This is a genomic window from Caballeronia sp. GACF4, from assembly GCF_023631025.1.
Lineage (GTDB): Bacteria > Pseudomonadota > Gammaproteobacteria > Burkholderiales > Burkholderiaceae > Caballeronia.
Genome location: NZ_JALQDW010000026.1, coordinates 12,988 through 28,621, shown reverse-complemented (window position 1 = coordinate 28,621; position 15,634 = coordinate 12,988). Strand labels below are relative to the sequence as shown.

Below are 15,634 nucleotides of genomic sequence, written 5' to 3'. Positions count from 1 at the left end.
TTCGCGATGCCGCTCGATAGCGCCGACCTCCAGGCCATCACGCTGACGCTCGAACTGGCGTCGCTGGCGACGGCGCTTCTGCTCGTCATCGGCACGCCTGTCGCGTGGTGGCTATCGCGCACGCGCTCGCGAGCAAAGGGTGTCGTCGGCGCGGTGGTGGCGTTGCCGCTCGTGCTGCCGCCTACCGTCATCGGCTTTTATCTGCTCGTGCTGATGGGGCCGAACGGTTACGTCGGCAAGCTCACTCAGGCGTCGGGCATCGGCCTCTTGCCCTTCACGTTCGCGGGGCTCGTAATCGGCTCGGTCATCTATTCGATGCCGTTCGTCGTGCAGCCACTGCAGAACGCGTTCGAAGCCATCGGCAGCCGTCCGCTCGAAGCCGCCGCGACCTTGCGCGCGGGACCGTGGGACACGTTTTTCACTGTCGTGTTGCCGCTTGCGCGGCCGGGCATCATCACCGCGACGATCCTCGGTTTTGCGCACACCGTCGGCGAATTCGGCGTCGTGCTGATGATAGGCGGCAATATTCCCGGGCGCACGCGCGTGGTCTCCGTGCAGATCTTCGATCACGTCGAAGCGCTCGAATACGCGCAGGCGCACTGGCTCGCGGGCGGCATGGTGCTGTTCTCGTTCATCGTGCTGTTGCTGCTCTATTCGAGCCGTCGATCGGCGGCGGTGCATGCCTGAAATCTCATCGACCGGTCAAGCCATCGAGGCGCGCTTTCTCGTCGAACAAGGCCGCTTCACGCTCGATGTCGATCTGCGCTTGCCGGGACGCGGCGTGACCGCGCTCTTCGGCCATTCGGGTTCCGGCAAGACCACGCTGCTGCGCTGTCTCGCGGGACTCGCACGGCCGCGCGCGGGAAGGCTCGTCGTCAATGGCGAAGTGTGGCTCGATACCGACCGCAACGTTTTTCTGCCGACGCACAAGCGTCCGCTCGGCTACGTTTTTCAGGAAGCCAGTCTTTTCGCGCACTTGAGCGTGCGCAAGAATCTTCGCTATGGGCTCGATCGCGTGGCGGGAAGCGAGCGACGCGTCGACCTGGAACAGGCGGCGGAACTGCTTGGCATCGGGCATCTGCTGGAGCGCGATCCGGGCGGATTGTCGGGCGGCGAACGCCAGCGCGTGGGCATTGCGCGGGCGCTGTTGACGAGTCCGCGTCTCTTGCTTCTCGACGAACCGCTCGCCGCGCTCGATCAGAAACGCAAGCTCGAAATCCTGCCGTATCTCGAACGTCTGCACGACGAACTCGATATCCCCGTGCTGTACGTGACCCACGCGCCCGAGGAAGTCGCGCGCCTCGCGGATCACCTCGTTCTGCTCGAAGCCGGCCGCGCGCTGGCAAGCGGCGCAATTGCCGATACGCTCGCGCGGCTCGATCTGCCGCTCGCGCTCGCCGACGATGCATCGGTGGTGCTGGAAGGCATCGTCGCCGATCACGATGCGCGTTATGGTTTGCTGTTGCTCGCGCTGCCGGGTGGCCGCGCCTCGCTCACCGTCGTGCATGCGCCAGTCGAACGAGGCCGCGCGATGCGTGTCGCCGTGAAAGCGCGCGACGTAAGCCTGATCGCCGGCAATGAACCGCACACGTCGAGCAGCGTTCTCAATCTGCTGCCCGCAGTCGTGTCCGACATCGCCGACGATGCGGACCCCGCGCAAGTCGTCGTGCGCCTCGACGTGGACGGCTCGCCGCTCCTCGCGCGCATCACGCGTTATTCGCTGGACCGGCTAGGGATTATCGCGGGCGTGCGGGTCTGGGCGCAGGTAAAGGCCGTCTCGCTGCTCGCCTGATCGCGGCGCTCTTTCAGCGCGGCGTATAGCAGCAGCATGATGGTCTTGCCGTCCGCGATTTCTCCGCTGTCGATCATGGCCAGCGCTTTCTCCAACGGCACCTCGATCACTTCGATTTCCTCGCCTTCGTCCTCCACGCCGCCGCCGTCACTGACGCGCATGGAGCCGTCGTATTCGCCGAGATAAAAGTAGAGTTTCTCCGTCACCGATCCGGGGCTCATGAACGCCTCGAAGATCTTTTCGACGTGCTGCACGCGATACCCGGTTTCCTCCTCGACTTCGGCGCGGATGCGTTCTTCCGGCGTCGAGTTGTCGAGCAGGCCACCAGGCGCTTCGATCAACATGCCGTCGTGGCCGTTGACGAAAGCCGGCATGCGAAATTGGCGCGTCAGGAGCACGTGGCCGTTATGCCGGTTACGCAGCAAGATGGTCGCGCCGTTGCCGCGATCGTAGGTCTCACGGCTCTGGCGCTGCCACGTGCCGTCGCGGCGCAGAAAGTCGAAAGTCACCTTTCTCAGCACGTACCAGTCGTCGGATAAAACAGCGGTATCGAGCACGCGTACTCGTTCCTTGGTCTCAGTCATTGCAGTCTTCCATGGCGTGGTGGTGGCTTCCATGGTAACGTGCAGTTTCGTGCAATTACAAGCAAATTCGTGCAACGATCATGCTCACGAGTCAACGCAAGAAAACAATCCTCGACGCCCTCGCGCGCGACGGTCAGGTGCTCGCCAGCGAGTTGAGCGCGAGCTTCGGCGTGTCGGAAGACACGGTGCGCCGCGATCTACGCGAGTTGGCTGCGGAAGGTCTGCTGCAACGCGTGCACGGCGGCGCCCTGCCCGCTTCTTCGGCCGTGGCGCCGTTTGCGCGTCGGCAGGAAATGGAATCGGAGGCGAAGCGCCGTATCGCGCGGCGCGCCGTTGAGATGATCGAACCGGGGCAAGTCGTGATAGTCGATGGCGGCACGACTTCGGCCTTGCTCGTGCAGCAACTTCCCGCGAGCCTCGCGGTTACGATCGTCACGCATAGTCCGAGCGTGGCCGTCGCGCTCGCCGAACACGCGACGGTGGAAGTCGTGCTGATCGGCGGCAAGCTTTTCAAGCATTCCATCGTCACGGTCGGCGCGGCGGCCGTCGAAGCGATGTCGCATATCCACGCCGATCTGTATTTCATGGGCGTCACGGGCGTTCATCCCACTGCCGGGCTGACCACCGGCGATTTCGAGGAAGCGCATATCAAGCGCGCGCTCGCGGCGCGCGCGGCGGAGACCGTCGTGCTCGCGTCTGCCGCCAAGCTCAACGCGGCATCGCCATACCGTATCGGCGATATCGAGCTTGCACAGACGGTCATCGTCGAAAGTGCGACGGATGCACGTCTCACCGATCCCATCGAACAAGCAGGCGTAACCATCCTTCGCGCCTGATCGATGCCGCAACTTGTTACGGGGTAACGCGCCGAAAGATTCATCGGGAGAGCCGTAATTGAATTTCCTCCGCAACTGGAATAGCGTAGAAAAATACGCCAAACGCGGTCCGGGCAGGAATTGTCCATGCTGTACGGGTAACGGGTCAGGCGAAATTTTTTGGAGAAATGTCGTGAATCGCGTGAAGGCTCTCATCGCGTTGTCGGCGCTTGCCGCGGCGGGTTTCGCCGCCACGGCGCACGCGGGCGGTCACGTCGGCGTGTTTATCGGCGGACCGCTGTACTACCCGTATCCGGTCGCGCCCGTGCCGTACTACTATGCGCCGCCGCAGGTCATCGTTCCGGCGCCCGCCGCGCCGACCACTTATGTCGAGCAAGGCCAGCCCGACCAATCACAGGCTCAGGCTCAGTCGGGCGGCACCTGGTATTACTGCGAGGGATCGCGCACGTACTACCCGTATGTCAAGCAGTGTCCCGGTGGATGGCGCGAAGTTCCGGCGCAACCCCCGCCGCCATCGAATTGAATCGAAGCTGGCTTTTATGAATACTCGCAGGCTCGTTATTTTTCTCGCGCTCTCAGGCTTGGGTCTGTCCGCGTGCACGGTCATGCCGACCGGACCCAGCGTGATGGCGCTGCCCGGCACCGGCAAGACCTTCGACCAGTTCCGCGCGGACGACGCGTCGTGCCGTCAGTTCGCGTTTCAGCAAACGGGCGGCGTCACCGCAGATCAGGCCGCGACGAACAGCGCGGTGGGGAGCGCCGTGGTTGGGACCGCCATCGGCGCGGCAGCGGGCGCGGCGTTCGGCGGTGGCACGGGCGCGGCTATCGGCGCAGGCGCGGGATTGTTGACCGGCAGCGCGGTCGGCATGGGTGCGGCGCAAACGTCGGGCTACGGCGTGCAGCGCCGCTACGACTACGCGTATCTGCAGTGCATGTACGCAGCGGGCGATCGTGTTCCGGTCGCAGGTCCGTTGCGCACGGCGCCACCGAACGGCGCGGCGTATTACGCGCCGCCACCGCCACCTCCGCCGGGCATGCCACCGCCTCCTCCGCCTTCGAGCTGACATCGACACGCGCCGCTTGAGCCTTCCTCAGCGGCGCTTTTTTCACGAAGGCATCGCAGCTCAGAGACGCGGTTTCCATTGATCATCGTCGGGGCGCGCCAGTGCCGGCGCCACGATTCCCGGCGCCACGAGCAGTCCGGTCACCCAGCCGATATAAAACCGCAGATCGCTGAAGAACTCGGCTGTGTCGTAAAGACGAAACGACTGCACGTGCGCGAGCCATAGCACGCATTGCACCGCGCCCGAGAGCACGAGCCACGCAAGCGCGATCACCGCAAGTGCCCGTGCGCAGCGGCGAAACGTGTCCGCATCCCACTGTTCGCGCACGATGATGCATCCCGAGATCAGCACGAGAATCGCCGGAATCACGCTCGTGACCAGCACGTGCGTCTGCCATTCGAAGAGCACGCCGGTCAGATAGCTGAAGATCACGGCGAGCCCGGCTGCGGTCCACATCATCCAGACTGCCCCGCGCGCCGACATCCACGCAATCGTGATGACGAACGGGATCGCCGCCCATTGCAGCGCCTGTCCCACCGCCTTCGCGAGGTTCTCGCTGGCCTGTTCGTTCGAATGGCTCGCCGCTACATACACGGTGATCGCTTCGTGCACGCACACCGCGACGACCGCGAAGCTCAACGCCTCGCACGCGGCGAAGGCGGGCGATTTCTCCGCGCGATGCACGTGTCCCTGCAACCCGCGCAAGCGCTCCAGCAGCGGCTCGACGAAGAACGCGAGAATCGCGCCGATGAGCAACGCGGCGGCGGCATCCCTGAAGGAGAAATGTCCGAAGAGCGAGAACAGCCCTTGCCAGAGAAACTCGGGCGCGGCGGCGCACACCGCCACCCACAGCGCAAAAAAGAAACCGTTCGAAGCGAGTCTGAACGGCATGATGACCTCGATGGTCGATGAGCGCTGCGTTAGAGAGGAGCTTGCGGCAAATCGGCTGCCACGACGCGCGCCGCGATGGCATTTCGCACGCGCTCGCGCAGCCCGGGCGGCATGCCGAAACCTTCGTAGGCGAGCGCTTGCGCCACGGTCACCACCTTCATCTCTTCATAGCGCCGCTCGCTGCCGATGAGCGCCTCGAACGCATTGGCGCGCTCGTTGATCTCGATGGGATCGGCATCGACGAGCAGAACGGCGTGAGCCAGCACGGCATGGCGCGGTTGCTCGTCGAGGGACGACGACACGCGCCGCCAGTATTGCGCCGTGCCGGCGATCTTGCGCGCATCGTGGCCGGGACCCCAGGCGAGATTGAAGCGGCCATCGCAGAACGAGCCTTCGACCGTTTGCCAGTGCGTGAGCACGCCGAGGGTGTTGAGCGCATCCGCGATGATGCCGCACAGATGCAGATAGACCGGCTCGGCAAGCGCGCCCATCGGCGCGTGCACGGGATACGCGAGACTCAGATTGAGAATGCCGGGACCTTGTGGAACCAGCCCGCCGCCCGACAAACGCAGCCAGACGGGACAGCCGCGTCGCGCGAATTCATCGCGAGCATCGGCCAAAGGCGCATAACGCTGATAACTGCGCGGCACGATCAGCGAGCGCGGCGCTTCCCACAGATGCGCCACCGCATCGCCCGCTTTCGCGCGGTCGAGCAGCGCTTCCTCGGCTTGCAGCGGATCGCCGGGCAGCGTTTCGAAATCGAGCAATTCGAAGGGCATGGAGTGGATGTCAGGACGCGCGGTGACAGCGACATCGCACATAGTAGCGAAGAAGCGGGCGCGCGGCTGAGAACGCGCCGCCGCGACGGCGCGTTGCCTCGATCCTGCGCGCGATCAGACGCCCTTGCCCACATGCTCCTTCAACAACGCGTTGACCTCGTTGGCCTTCTCCATCTGGCTCATGTGCCCGGCATCGTCGAATACGCGCACGGTCGCATGCTTCGGCGCGTTTTCGGCATGCGCCGCCGGGATGATCTGGTCTTTCGCGCCCCAGATCACGAGCACCGGCTTGCCGCTTTCCGCAAGCTTTCTTCCGGGCTGACCGCTCTGGCTGCCACCGCCGAAGAGCGCGCCACCGAGCGCAGTCAGTGCTTCGCTCACGCCATCCAGACGCTTGTACTTGAGCAAGTCGTCGAGCATTTGGCGGCTGACGAGCTCCGGATTGGCGAACAGCAGCTCGACCACTGGCTTCAGCTCGCGACGCGATTGCGCGCTCACGAAACCCTCGGTGTACGCGTTGTTCACTTCATCGCCGAAACCGGAGGGCGACACGAGCGCGACCGATTGCACGCGCGCGGGCGCATCGACGGCGAGTTGCGCGGCGATGCCGCCGCCCATGGAATGCCCGACGAGATGCGCCTTTTCGATATCCACCGCGTCCATGAAGTGCGCGACGAAGCGCGCGAGATCGGCGAGCGTCGTGCCCGGCACCTTGGGCGTCGATTGCCCGTGGCCCGGCAAATCGAGCGCGAACACGCGATTGTGTTCGGCGAGCGCGTCGAGATTGAAGAGCCAGTTGTCGAGATCGCCGCCGAAGCCGTGGATGAACAGCACCGCGGACTTGCCCGCATCGTCGCCGCCGCGCGCGGCATAGCGCACGCGAATGCCGTCGACATCGACGAAGTGATACGCCGACGCCGCTTCGTCGCCCTCGCCTTCCTCGTCCGGCGGCGTTTCGTAGGACGACACGTAGGCGTCGATATCGGCGTCGCTGACCTCGGCCGGCGCGAGCACGCCGAGGAGCGCTTTCACCGGCAGCGTGTCGCCCGCCGACGCAACCCTGCGGCGCAAGGTACCCGCGTCGGGCGCTTCCACCGCGTTGGCGATCTTGTCGGTTTCGACATCGAGAATCGGCATGCCGACGGCGATCTGCGCGCCCTCTTCCACGAGCCACTCGTTTACCGTGCCTTCTTTCATCGACAAGCCCCATTTGGGCATGACGATCGGTGTGATTGCGGGCATCAGTGCTTTCCTCCTTTCATCGTTTTACGCGCGGCGTCGGCGATTTGTGCAGCGCTCGGAATGTACAGATCTTCGAGCGTTGGCGAGAACGGCACGGGGGTGTGCGGCGGCGCGACCATTTCGATGGCTGCTTTCAGCGCGCCGAACGCTCGCTGCGCGACTTGCGCCGAGATATCCGTGGCGATGTTGCAGCGCGGACTCGCTTCATCGACGACGACGAGCCTTCCCGTGTTCTCGACCGTTTCGAGCACGGTGTCCATATCGAGCGGCGACAGCGAGCGCAGATCGACGATCTCGGCTTCGATGCCTTCCTTCGCGAGCGTCGCGGCCGCCTCCAGCGCGCGGTGCACCATCAACCCGTAAGTGACGATGGACACGTCCTTGCCGTCGCGCACGATGTTGGCCTCGCCGAACGGAATGGCATACGAGTTCTCGGGCACTTCGCCTTCGAAACCGTAGAGGTTCTTGTGTTCGCAGAAGATGACCGGGTCGTTGTCGCGAATCGCCTGAATCAAGAGGCCCTTGGTGTCGTAAGGCGTGGACGGACAGACGACCTTGAGACCGGGAATATGCGTGAAAAGCGGCGTCAGCATCTGGCTATGCTGCGCGGCCGCGCGAAAGCCCGCGCCGACCATCGCGCGAATCACGACGGGCGTTTCGGCCTTGCCGCCGAACATGTAGCGGAACTTGGCGGCCTGATTGAAGATCTGGTCGAAACACACGCCCATGAAGTCGATGAACATCAATTCCGCGATCGGCCGCATGCCGCACGCCGCCGCGCCGATTGCCGCGCCCACGTACGCCGATTCGGAGAGCGGCGTGTCGAGCAGCCGGTCGCCGTGCTTGGCGTACAGTCCTTTCGTGACGCCCAGCACGCCGCCCCACGCGTCTTTCTCGCCGTCCGCGCCCGCGCCGCCGACGATATCCTCGCCAAGCAGAATCACGCTCGGATCGCGGGTCATTTCCTGGTCGATGGCTTCGTTGATCGCCATCTTCATGCTCAGTTTTCGGGCCATGATGATTTGTCTCGCTAAGTGTTTTAAATGGGCGATCAATACTTCACGTACACGTCGGTGAGCAGGTCGGCCGCGGCCGGCAGTGGCGCGTCCTTCGCTTCCTGCACGGCGCGGTCGATCAGCGCGGCGACTTCGCGGTCGATGGCATCGAGTTCGCCGGGAGAGATCACGTCGGCTTGCGTCACGGCATGCGCGAACTTCTTCAGGCAATCCTTGTTCGAGCGGATATCGTCGAGTTCGCCGGGCGCGCGGTACGTCTGCGCATCGCCTTCGAAGTGGCCGTAGAAGCGGATCATCTTGCATTCGAGCAGCGCCGGGCCGCCGCCTTCACGCGCTCGGCGGATCACTTCGCCCGCTGCTTCGTGCACCGCGAAAAAGTCGGTGCCATCCACCGTCACGCCGGGAATGCCGAAGCCCGCCGCGCGATCCACGTAGCTATCCACCGCCGTGCCGTAATCGCGCGCGGTCGATTCCGCGTAGCCGTTGTTCTCGATCACGAAGATCACCGGCAGATTCCACACCGCCGCGAGATTCAGGCTTTCGAGAAAGGTGCCCTGGTTCGACGCGCCATCGCCCGCGAAGGTGATGCCCACTTCGCCCTTGCCGCGAAACTTCGCCGCGAGCGCGGCGCCGCAGATCAACGGCGCGCCCGCACCGAGAATGCCGTTCGCGCCCATCATCCCTTTGGACAGGTCGGCGATATGCATGGAGCCGCCCTTGCCGTTGCACGAGCCGCCCTTTCTGCCGTAGATCTCTTTCATCATGGCGACGGGATCGACGCCTTTCGCGATGCAGTGCCCATGTCCGCGATGCGTGCTCGCAATGCGGTCGCCGTCGTTCAGGTGATGCATGATGCCGACGCCCGCCGCTTCTTCGCCCGCATAGAGATGGACGAAACCGGGGATGTCGCCGCGACCGAAATCGACGTGCAGACGCTCTTCGAAATCGCGGATCGTGCGCATCTTGCGGTAGACACTCAGCAGTTCTTCCTTCGATAACGGCAAGCCTCCCGCATGCTGCGGGGTTTGCGACGATGTCATGTCTGTCTCCTTCGATCGGGTTAAACGACGGTGCTGGCAGTGTTGCCGGATAAGCGCATGAGTCCGGCGCGCGCGGCATAGCGCATGCACGCGGCGACATCGATGCTGCGAAACGCGTTCTCACGCAAGGTGATGGTCACTTCGTCGCCGGGGCCGAAAGCAAGCTCGCGCTCGCCGTCCAGCGCGACGATGCCCGCGGGCTGCTTGACGCGTTGCGGCACGCCATCGGCCAGGCGCTGCCAGCTTGCGATCGGCACGCGCTCCATCAAGCCCGGCGCAATGGGCGCGCAAAGTTCGAATTCGCCCTTGCCCGTTGCGGCCAGTTCGACGGCGAGGCCGCCCGGCTCGTGACGGCCGATTGGTTCGAGCAAGCCCGCGATGGCCGACATGCCGATGGCCTGCGGATCGGCATAAGACACGTAGACGGCCGCGAGCGTGTCGATCTTCCAGAGCGCGCGTGCGCCGACGAATTTTTCGTGCGAGATGACGGCATCGACGAGCGCGATGTCATGGCGCACGGCGCCGTTCTGATCGCGTATGTCGATGTCGAGGCGCTTGTTCGACATGAGCGCCTGCGCAGCCGGAATGCGGCCGGTGGCATAAAGACCCGTGGCGAGCCCGGAGATGGTCGGCTCGCGCATTTCCGGGTAGGCGTTGTTCGTGCCCGTCGATAAACCCGCGAGCGGCACCGCGCCGCACTCGCGCACCACCGCGCGATGCGTGCCGTCGCCGCCCAGCACGATGAGCGCCGCCGCGCGCGCGTCCTGCATCAAGCGCGCCGCGCGAAAGGTGTCGTCGACCCGCGCGGTCACGGGCATATCGAGGAATTCGACGCTCGCGAGATCCGCGTCGTGCCCGTGCTTGCGCGCGAGATGACGCGCGAGCATGACCTTGAGCCCTTCGCGATCCGGCATCATCAGGACGCGCTCGACGCCGCACGCCGCAAGCGACGACAAGAGCCGCAGCACGATATTCACGCGATCCGCGAGTTGCAGGCTGTTCGCGTTGGCGATCACGCGCCGGATGTCGCGCGCCGAAACCGGATTGGCGATGATGCCGACGAGCGGCTCGACGCTGTCACGCATGCTGGTGTCTCCGTTGACCCTGGCCGAAAGAAAGACGCTTCGTCGGGCGTTGCAATGGTTGTGAGGCGAGTAAAGGCAAGCGCTATGCCAATTGGAATAGCGAGGGATTACCCGGAAATAACGGGTGTTTTACGAGAGGTAGTGCACGTTGCACGCGTGCCGCCGTGACAGGTGTCACAGCGGCAGGTGTCGCATGGAGTACAGGCGTATCGCGAAATGCGGATGCTCAACGTTCGCCCGCGTCACGTTGATTCGGCGAACGAATGCCATAGCGCGCCATGCGCCGATACAGCGTCATGCGGCTCACGCCGATCTGCCGCGCCACGGCGCTCAGATTCCAGCTCGCCGCGCGCAGATACTGCATCAGCAACATGCCCTCGGGCGGCAGGCGATGTGTATCGAACGCTTCGTCGGCCACATGTGCATGCGGCGGTTGCGGCGTGGCGTCGTGCGCGGTCAATTCGACAAATCCATCCGGAAGATCGTCGACCTCGATCACGCCATCCGCGCACACCGCGCGCGCGTAGCGCAGCACGTTGTTGAGCTCGCGCAAATTTCCCGGCCACTCATGCCGATGCAAACAAACCCGCGCCGCCGGCGACAACGCGACGGGACCATGCGCGGTATCGGCATCGAGGAACTTGCGGATCAGCCAGTCGAGATCGGATCGTTCGCGCAGCGGCGGCAACGCGAAGCGCGCGCCGTTCAGACGGTAGTACAGGTCTTCGCGAAAACGGCCGTCCTGCATCAGCGCGTCGAGCGAATGATGCGTCGCGGAAATCACGCGCACATCCACGGAAACCGGACGCGACGCGCCTATCGCCAGAACTTCGCCTTCGGCCAGCACGCGCAAGAGACGAGATTGCAACTCGCGCGGCATGTCGCCGATTTCATCGAGGAAAAGCGTGCCGCCATCGGCTTCCTGAATCAGGCCGCGCTTTGCTTTTGGACCCGCGCCGGAAAAACTGTTCGGCAGATGCCCGAACAATTCGCTTTCGATGAGCGTCTCCGGTATCGCCGCGCAGTTCACCGCGACGAATGGACCCGCGCGCCGCGCACTCGCGCGATGCAGCGCCTTCGCGAAGAATTCCTTGCCGCTGCCGGTTTCGCCGTTCACGAGCAGATTGATCGGCGAATCGACGAGTTTGGCGGCGCGTTCGAGTTGCCGCGCAAGCGCGGAATCGCCGCCGCCGAGGGCGGCCAGCGGCGCGGGAATGCCGGGCGTGCCTGCGGATTTTTCTTGCGTCGATGGCGCGAAACATGGCGCGGGCGGCATCACGCTCAGATAAAGCCGCGCGCCGCTGCGCGCAAGCGGCAGCGCGCGCAGTTCGCTCGGCCGCGAATAGACGAAACGGCTCAGGTCTTCCAGACGCGCTTCGAAGAGCGCATCGAAACGCATGCCGAGAAGCGACGCCGCCGTTTCTCCCGGCGCGATAGGCTTCCCGATCTCGGCCGCCAGCATTTCGTGCGCGCGCCGGTTATGTCCGACGATGCGCCCGCCCTCATCGAGCGCGATCAGATATTCAGGATCGACATCGACGAATTCGGGCGATGTGTTGAGCTTGAGAATCCAGTCCTGCCGATGCGTGCGCAGAAAAATCGCGTTCTCGATATGCCGCACGTAGATTCGCACGAGTTGCAGCGCGAGGTTCTGGCTGTCGCGCGCTTGCGGTGAAGTCAGCGCGGAGATGTCGAGGATCGCGGTGAGCGCGCCGCGCGAATCGAAGAGCGGCGCGGCCGTGCAAGTCAGCGGAATATGCGTGGCGTCGAAGTGATCGATCTGATGCACGGTCAGCGCCTGCCCCGTCGCGAGCGCAGTGCCGACCGCACACGTGCCCGCGCCGTCCTCGCTCCATTCCGCGCCGAGATAGAGCCCGGCACGACGCAAGGCCGTATCGGTGTTGGCGTCGCCAATGTAATCGACCGTCACGCCGAGCGCGTCCGTCAGCAGCACGACGTAACCCATCCCCGCGACCTGCTCGTAAAGTGTTTCCAGTCCATGTCGAGCGATGCGTGCGAAATCGTCGATCCGTTGCTGATGCTCGCGCAAGCGCGTCTGCGTCAGGATGCGCGCTTCCTGCATGCGCGACGGATCGAGCCCGTATTGATGAACGCAACGACGCCATGAAGTCTGAATGATGCTTTCCTGCGTGCGCGCAGGCGCCAGAACCTGCGCGCGCGTCGTCGCCGCGACGACTGCCTCGATGTGCTCGCGTTGCCGCATGTCCATGCGTGCTCTCCTGGGTGTCTCGTGCCCGGACGCTCGTTGGCTGGCGTCTTTTGTCGCTCGCGCACGGTCGTGCGACCGCGGGTAAACCGCTCCGCGCGCGGCGTCGTTCAGGCCATATGATGCTCGAATCGGCAGGACGCGTCATGCGGCGCACTGGTTGCGCCGCAGCAATCAACGTGGAGAAACAGGAGACGAGCGATGGCAAAAATCGCCTACGAAGACTTCGAGCGGCAAGTCGTGCAGCATCACCTGATCAAAGGCAACGTGTATGAGAACGGCGCGACGCTGGTCGAGCGCGCGAACCGGTGGATCGAGGAAAACGGTGTGGATGTACTGAACGTCGAGAGCCTCTCGACGTTCGGCGCGGGCGACGATACCAGCGTCAGCCATTGGTACTCGGGCATTCGCGTCTGGTATCGCACCACATGAAAGGCGCGTTCGACTGAATCAGCCGCGGCCGACGAACGGCATCTTGGTCGCCATCACGGTATGGAACAGTACGTTGGCTTCGAGCGGCAGATTCGCCATGTAAAGCACCGACTGGCCGACGATCTTCACGTCCATCATCGGTTCGATGGCGGTCTCGCCGTTCGCCTGCGGCACGCCGCGCGACATGCGCTCGGACAGATCCGTCAGTGCGTTGCCGACATCCACTTGACCGACCGCGATGTCGTACTTGCGGCCATCGAGCGATGCGGATTTCGTCAGTCCACCGACCGCGTGCTTGGTCGCCGTGTAGGCGGCCGAATTCGGACGCGGCGCGCTCGCCGAAATGGAACCGTTATTGATGATGCGGCCGCCTCGCGGTGTTTGCGCGCGCATCGTCCGGAACGCCTGTTGCAGGCAATAGAACATGCCGTTCAGATTGACGTTCACCACGCCTTGCCATTGCTCGGGCGTCCATTCCTCGAACGGTCCCGGCGGATTGCTCACGCCCGCGTTGTTGAACAGCAAATCGACGCGTCCGAAGCGCTCGACTGCCGCCGCAAAGAGCTTTTCGACCGATTGCGGATCGGAGACGTCCGTCGGAACGGCAAGCGCGCGTTCGCTTGCGTCGGCTTCGCCGATGACCGCTTCGAGCGGCGCCGCGCGTCGGCCCGCGAGCACGACCGACCAGCCGTCGCCGAGTAGAGCAAGCGCCGCCGCACGGCCGATGCCGCTCCCCGCTCCGGTGACGATGGCAATGCGCTTCTGCTGATTCACTGCGTCGGACATGTCGGCGTTCTCCTGTTGTGGTGCGCGCGCACCCTTGTGAGTGCGTCGCGCGATTGGAAGAACATTATCGACGAATGCGGAGACAAGCGCGGCGCTTTTCAGCGAGCGCTTTCAAAGACGTTTCAACGATTACTCGATGCTTCCGTCGCCACCGTGCGCGCGGTGTTGCGCATGTTGCTGCCATCGCAGAAGACGACGGTCATCATCATCGGCACGACTTCATGGACGATTGCGTTGCTACCGGACTCGCGCACGCGATCCTCGACCGTATCTTTCGCGCCGAGCACGACGACGCCGTAAGCCGAGTCGTTGATCGGACGGCCGTTGCCCTGCTTGAACATGGCATCGCCCTGTTCGTAGCCGAGCACGGCATATACGCGAAACCCGTAGGCCGTGAGTTCGCTGCCTTGAGTCGGCTTGAACGCGTTGACCGAGTTGGCTTCGACGCGCATCGGCGCGGCGTCGATCGAGCGGTCGTCGCGCAGTGGCGCGATGAAGCGATGCGCGCTGGATTGGCAGTCGAGCTGGCTTTCGAGCGGAAGGGCAGTCGAGACGCCGGGTATCAGCGCGCCGGCGAGTGCGGCAAGGACGGTAAGCGTGGCGAAAGGGACGGTTTTCATGGCAGCAGCAATTCAACGGTTGAGTTGATCGACACGACATGGACTACGTTTTGTGTAATGCAATAAGCAAGCCAATTTTTTAGTTCGTCTTTGTTTGCGGTTGCCTGGGCGGTGAGTCGTGACGGTGGTGTGCGCTAACTGCTTGTCTTCGCTGTGGTTTTTACAATTGCGCGTGTAGTTGATTCGTGCGGTTTTGTAAGCGCGATTGAATTGCTTCGATACCCGATGTGTTTGGGTTTGGACGACAAAGTTGCATGTGCAACGACAGTCGGCCCGAGTGTGCGTCGGCGAAACAACGGGACCTTTGGATAGAAGTAATTGCAAGCGCCCAGGCCAGCTAATGATGCGAGCCGTTGATTACCATCGGCTATATTGAGCAATTCTTGTCTTCTGGAACCAGCATGACTTCTTTAGTCGATTTTCCGATCACCCAGAGGTGGCCAGCACAACACCCCGAACGCATTCAGCTTTACTCGCTACCGACGCCCAATGGCGTGAAGGTGTCGATCATGCTGGAAGAGACAGGGCTGCCTTACGAGCCGCATCTCGTGCGATTCGATACCAACGATCAAATGTCGCCCGAATTCCTGTCGTTGAATCCGAACAATAAGATTCCCGCGATCATCGATCCGAACGGTCCGAACGGCAAACCGCTGCCGCTTTTCGAATCCGGGGCGATTCTGCTTTATCTCGCCGATAAAAGCGGCCAATTCGTTCCGGCAGACCCGGCGCGACGCTACGAAGCCATTCAATGGCTGATGTTCCAGATGGGCGGTGTCGGCCCGATGTTCGGTCAGGTCGGATTCTTCAATAAATTTGCCGGCAAGGACTACGAGGACAAGCGTCCGCGCGATCGGTACGTCGCCGAAGCGAAACGCCTGCTCGCAGTCCTCGACAAACACCTCGCCGGCCGCGACTGGATTTCGGGGAATGAGTACAGCATCGCCGATATCGCGACGTTTCCGTGGATTCGCAATCTAGTCGGATTTTATGAAGCACGCGATCTCGTCGGTTTCGACGATTTTGCGAACGTAAAGCGCGTGCTCGATGTGTTCCTCGCGCGTCCGGCGGTTCAACGTGGACTGGAGATTCCGAAGCGCGTGTGATCGTTGGATTTTTGCTTGATCAACCGTCGCTGACGATATTGCCGAAATCGTGCGGAAACGGTTAAGGGCGAACGCACGCGCCAGTCGCAGCTTTTTGACACGTTAGACGCGTTCGCTGGGACAGGTCCACAATG

The 15,634-nt window shown here is 63.4% G+C and carries 17 protein-coding genes; 7 read left to right on the top strand and 10 right to left on the bottom strand.

All coding sequences use genetic code 11. The features are described 5' to 3' along the window. The first annotated feature begins 6 nt into the window (after positions 1-6). Together modB and modC are read left to right on the top strand one after the other, a co-directional pair. Positions 7-687 (top strand): molybdate ABC transporter permease subunit, encoded by a 681-nt coding sequence (gene modB / locus NCR40_RS24030; protein WP_250510877.1) that lies wholly within the window; start codon positions 7-9, stop codon positions 685-687. Further along, a complete protein-coding gene (gene modC / locus NCR40_RS24025; RefSeq protein ID WP_250510876.1) occupies positions 680-1,792 on the top strand; it encodes a molybdenum ABC transporter ATP-binding protein in 1,113 nt (370 codons plus the stop codon). Before modB ends, modC begins: the two co-directional genes overlap by 8 nt. On the opposite strand, the gene NCR40_RS24020 is transcribed toward modC, so the two are convergent. Further along, positions 1,714-2,376, bottom strand: coding sequence for an NUDIX domain-containing protein (locus tag NCR40_RS24020; protein ID WP_250510875.1), 663 nt, complete (start codon positions 2,374-2,376; stop codon positions 1,714-1,716). The genes modC and NCR40_RS24020 overlap by 79 nt on opposite strands. An 80-nt stretch (positions 2,377-2,456) precedes the next feature. Here NCR40_RS24020 and NCR40_RS24015 point away from each other — a divergent pair, with 80 nt between their 5' ends. The 3 genes from NCR40_RS24015 to NCR40_RS24005 all read left to right on the top strand — a co-directional run bounded on the left by NCR40_RS24015 (position 2,457) and on the right by NCR40_RS24005 (position 4,276). After that, on the top strand, positions 2,457-3,212 hold the full coding sequence (locus tag NCR40_RS24015; protein WP_250510874.1) for a DeoR/GlpR family DNA-binding transcription regulator: 756 nt from the start codon (positions 2,457-2,459) through the stop codon (positions 3,210-3,212). Positions 3,213-3,384: 172 nt separating this feature from the next. Further along, positions 3,385-3,735, top strand: a complete 351-nt coding sequence (locus NCR40_RS24010) for a hypothetical protein (protein ID WP_244829861.1) — start codon at positions 3,385-3,387, stop codon at positions 3,733-3,735. Between the two features lie 16 nt (positions 3,736-3,751). Beyond that, positions 3,752-4,276 carry a YMGG-like glycine zipper-containing protein gene (locus NCR40_RS24005; protein ID WP_244829862.1) on the top strand — a complete coding sequence of 175 codons (525 nt, stop codon included), beginning with the start codon at positions 3,752-3,754 and terminating at the stop codon, positions 4,274-4,276. Positions 4,277-4,336: 60 nt separating this feature from the next. Here NCR40_RS24005 and NCR40_RS24000 read toward each other — a convergent pair whose 3' ends face one another. From NCR40_RS24000 to NCR40_RS23970, 7 genes are all read right to left on the bottom strand, one after another. Further along, positions 4,337-5,167: a hypothetical protein gene (locus NCR40_RS24000; protein WP_244829863.1), complete on the bottom strand. Its 831-nt coding sequence runs from the start codon at positions 5,165-5,167 to the stop codon at positions 4,337-4,339. A gap of 29 nt (positions 5,168-5,196) precedes the next feature. After that, positions 5,197-5,946 (bottom strand): lipoate--protein ligase family protein, encoded by a 750-nt coding sequence (locus NCR40_RS23995; RefSeq protein ID WP_250510873.1) that lies wholly within the window; start codon positions 5,944-5,946, stop codon positions 5,197-5,199. 114 nt (positions 5,947-6,060) lie between these two features. Further along, on the bottom strand, positions 6,061-7,188 hold the full coding sequence (locus NCR40_RS23990; RefSeq protein ID WP_250468959.1) for an acetoin dehydrogenase dihydrolipoyllysine-residue acetyltransferase subunit: 1,128 nt from the start codon (positions 7,186-7,188) through the stop codon (positions 6,061-6,063). Continuing rightward, the gene (locus NCR40_RS23985) at positions 7,188-8,204 is read right to left on the bottom strand and encodes an alpha-ketoacid dehydrogenase subunit beta (protein ID WP_244829866.1); all 1,017 of its coding nucleotides are present in this window, start codon (positions 8,202-8,204) and stop codon (positions 7,188-7,190) included. The genes NCR40_RS23990 and NCR40_RS23985 overlap by 1 nt, the downstream gene beginning before the upstream one ends. 35 nt (positions 8,205-8,239) lie before the next feature. Next, positions 8,240-9,244 carry a thiamine pyrophosphate-dependent dehydrogenase E1 component subunit alpha gene (locus tag NCR40_RS23980; protein WP_244829867.1) on the bottom strand — a complete coding sequence of 335 codons (1,005 nt, stop codon included), beginning with the start codon at positions 9,242-9,244 and terminating at the stop codon, positions 8,240-8,242. Positions 9,245-9,264: 20 nt separating this feature from the next. Beyond that, entirely contained in the window at positions 9,265-10,329 is a 1,065-nt protein-coding gene (locus NCR40_RS23975; RefSeq protein WP_250510872.1) for an ATP-NAD kinase family protein, read from the bottom strand. A gap of 226 nt (positions 10,330-10,555) precedes the next feature. Next, positions 10,556-12,559 (bottom strand): sigma-54-dependent Fis family transcriptional regulator, encoded by a 2,004-nt coding sequence (locus tag NCR40_RS23970; protein WP_250510871.1) that lies wholly within the window; start codon positions 12,557-12,559, stop codon positions 10,556-10,558. A gap of 198 nt (positions 12,560-12,757) precedes the next feature. Here NCR40_RS23970 and NCR40_RS23965 point away from each other — a divergent pair, with 198 nt between their 5' ends. Next, positions 12,758-12,988 (top strand): hypothetical protein, encoded by a 231-nt coding sequence (locus NCR40_RS23965; protein WP_244829870.1) that lies wholly within the window; start codon positions 12,758-12,760, stop codon positions 12,986-12,988. 18 nt (positions 12,989-13,006) lie between these two features. Here NCR40_RS23965 and NCR40_RS23960 read toward each other — a convergent pair whose 3' ends face one another. Together NCR40_RS23960 and NCR40_RS23955 are read right to left on the bottom strand one after the other, a co-directional pair. Beyond that, entirely contained in the window at positions 13,007-13,774 is a 768-nt protein-coding gene (locus NCR40_RS23960) for an SDR family oxidoreductase (protein WP_244829871.1), read from the bottom strand. A gap of 122 nt (positions 13,775-13,896) precedes the next feature. Further along, positions 13,897-14,394, bottom strand: a complete 498-nt coding sequence (locus tag NCR40_RS23955) for a hypothetical protein (RefSeq protein ID WP_250510870.1) — start codon at positions 14,392-14,394, stop codon at positions 13,897-13,899. A gap of 401 nt (positions 14,395-14,795) precedes the next feature. Here NCR40_RS23955 and NCR40_RS23950 point away from each other — a divergent pair, with 401 nt between their 5' ends. Further along, positions 14,796-15,500, top strand: a complete 705-nt coding sequence (locus NCR40_RS23950) for a glutathione S-transferase N-terminal domain-containing protein (RefSeq protein WP_250510869.1) — start codon at positions 14,796-14,798, stop codon at positions 15,498-15,500. The last annotated feature ends 134 nt before the right edge of the window (positions 15,501-15,634 follow it).

Coding starts and splice junctions, on each gene's coding strand:
- modB (WP_250510877.1), top strand. CDS start 7: ATGCCGCTCGATAGCGCCGACCTCCAGGCCATCACGCTGACGCTCGAA.
- modC (WP_250510876.1), top strand. CDS start 680: ATGCCTGAAATCTCATCGACCGGTCAAGCCATCGAGGCGCGCTTTCTC.
- NCR40_RS24020 (WP_250510875.1), bottom strand. CDS start 2,376: ATGACTGAGACCAAGGAACGAGTACGCGTGCTCGATACCGCTGTTTTA.
- NCR40_RS24015 (WP_250510874.1), top strand. CDS start 2,457: ATGCTCACGAGTCAACGCAAGAAAACAATCCTCGACGCCCTCGCGCGC.
- NCR40_RS24005 (WP_244829862.1), top strand. CDS start 3,752: ATGAATACTCGCAGGCTCGTTATTTTTCTCGCGCTCTCAGGCTTGGGT.
- NCR40_RS24000 (WP_244829863.1), bottom strand. CDS start 5,167: ATGCCGTTCAGACTCGCTTCGAACGGTTTCTTTTTTGCGCTGTGGGTG.
- NCR40_RS23995 (WP_250510873.1), bottom strand. CDS start 5,946: ATGCCCTTCGAATTGCTCGATTTCGAAACGCTGCCCGGCGATCCGCTG.
- NCR40_RS23990 (WP_250468959.1), bottom strand. CDS start 7,188: ATGCCCGCAATCACACCGATCGTCATGCCCAAATGGGGCTTGTCGATG.
- NCR40_RS23985 (WP_244829866.1), bottom strand. CDS start 8,204: ATGGCCCGAAAACTGAGCATGAAGATGGCGATCAACGAAGCCATCGAC.
- NCR40_RS23980 (WP_244829867.1), bottom strand. CDS start 9,244: ATGACATCGTCGCAAACCCCGCAGCATGCGGGAGGCTTGCCGTTATCG.
- NCR40_RS23975 (WP_250510872.1), bottom strand. CDS start 10,329: ATGCGTGACAGCGTCGAGCCGCTCGTCGGCATCATCGCCAATCCGGTT.
- NCR40_RS23970 (WP_250510871.1), bottom strand. CDS start 12,559: ATGGACATGCGGCAACGCGAGCACATCGAGGCAGTCGTCGCGGCGACG.
- NCR40_RS23965 (WP_244829870.1), top strand. CDS start 12,758: ATGGCAAAAATCGCCTACGAAGACTTCGAGCGGCAAGTCGTGCAGCAT.
- NCR40_RS23960 (WP_244829871.1), bottom strand. CDS start 13,774: ATGTCCGACGCAGTGAATCAGCAGAAGCGCATTGCCATCGTCACCGGA.
- NCR40_RS23955 (WP_250510870.1), bottom strand. CDS start 14,394: ATGAAAACCGTCCCTTTCGCCACGCTTACCGTCCTTGCCGCACTCGCC.
- NCR40_RS23950 (WP_250510869.1), top strand. CDS start 14,796: ATGACTTCTTTAGTCGATTTTCCGATCACCCAGAGGTGGCCAGCACAA.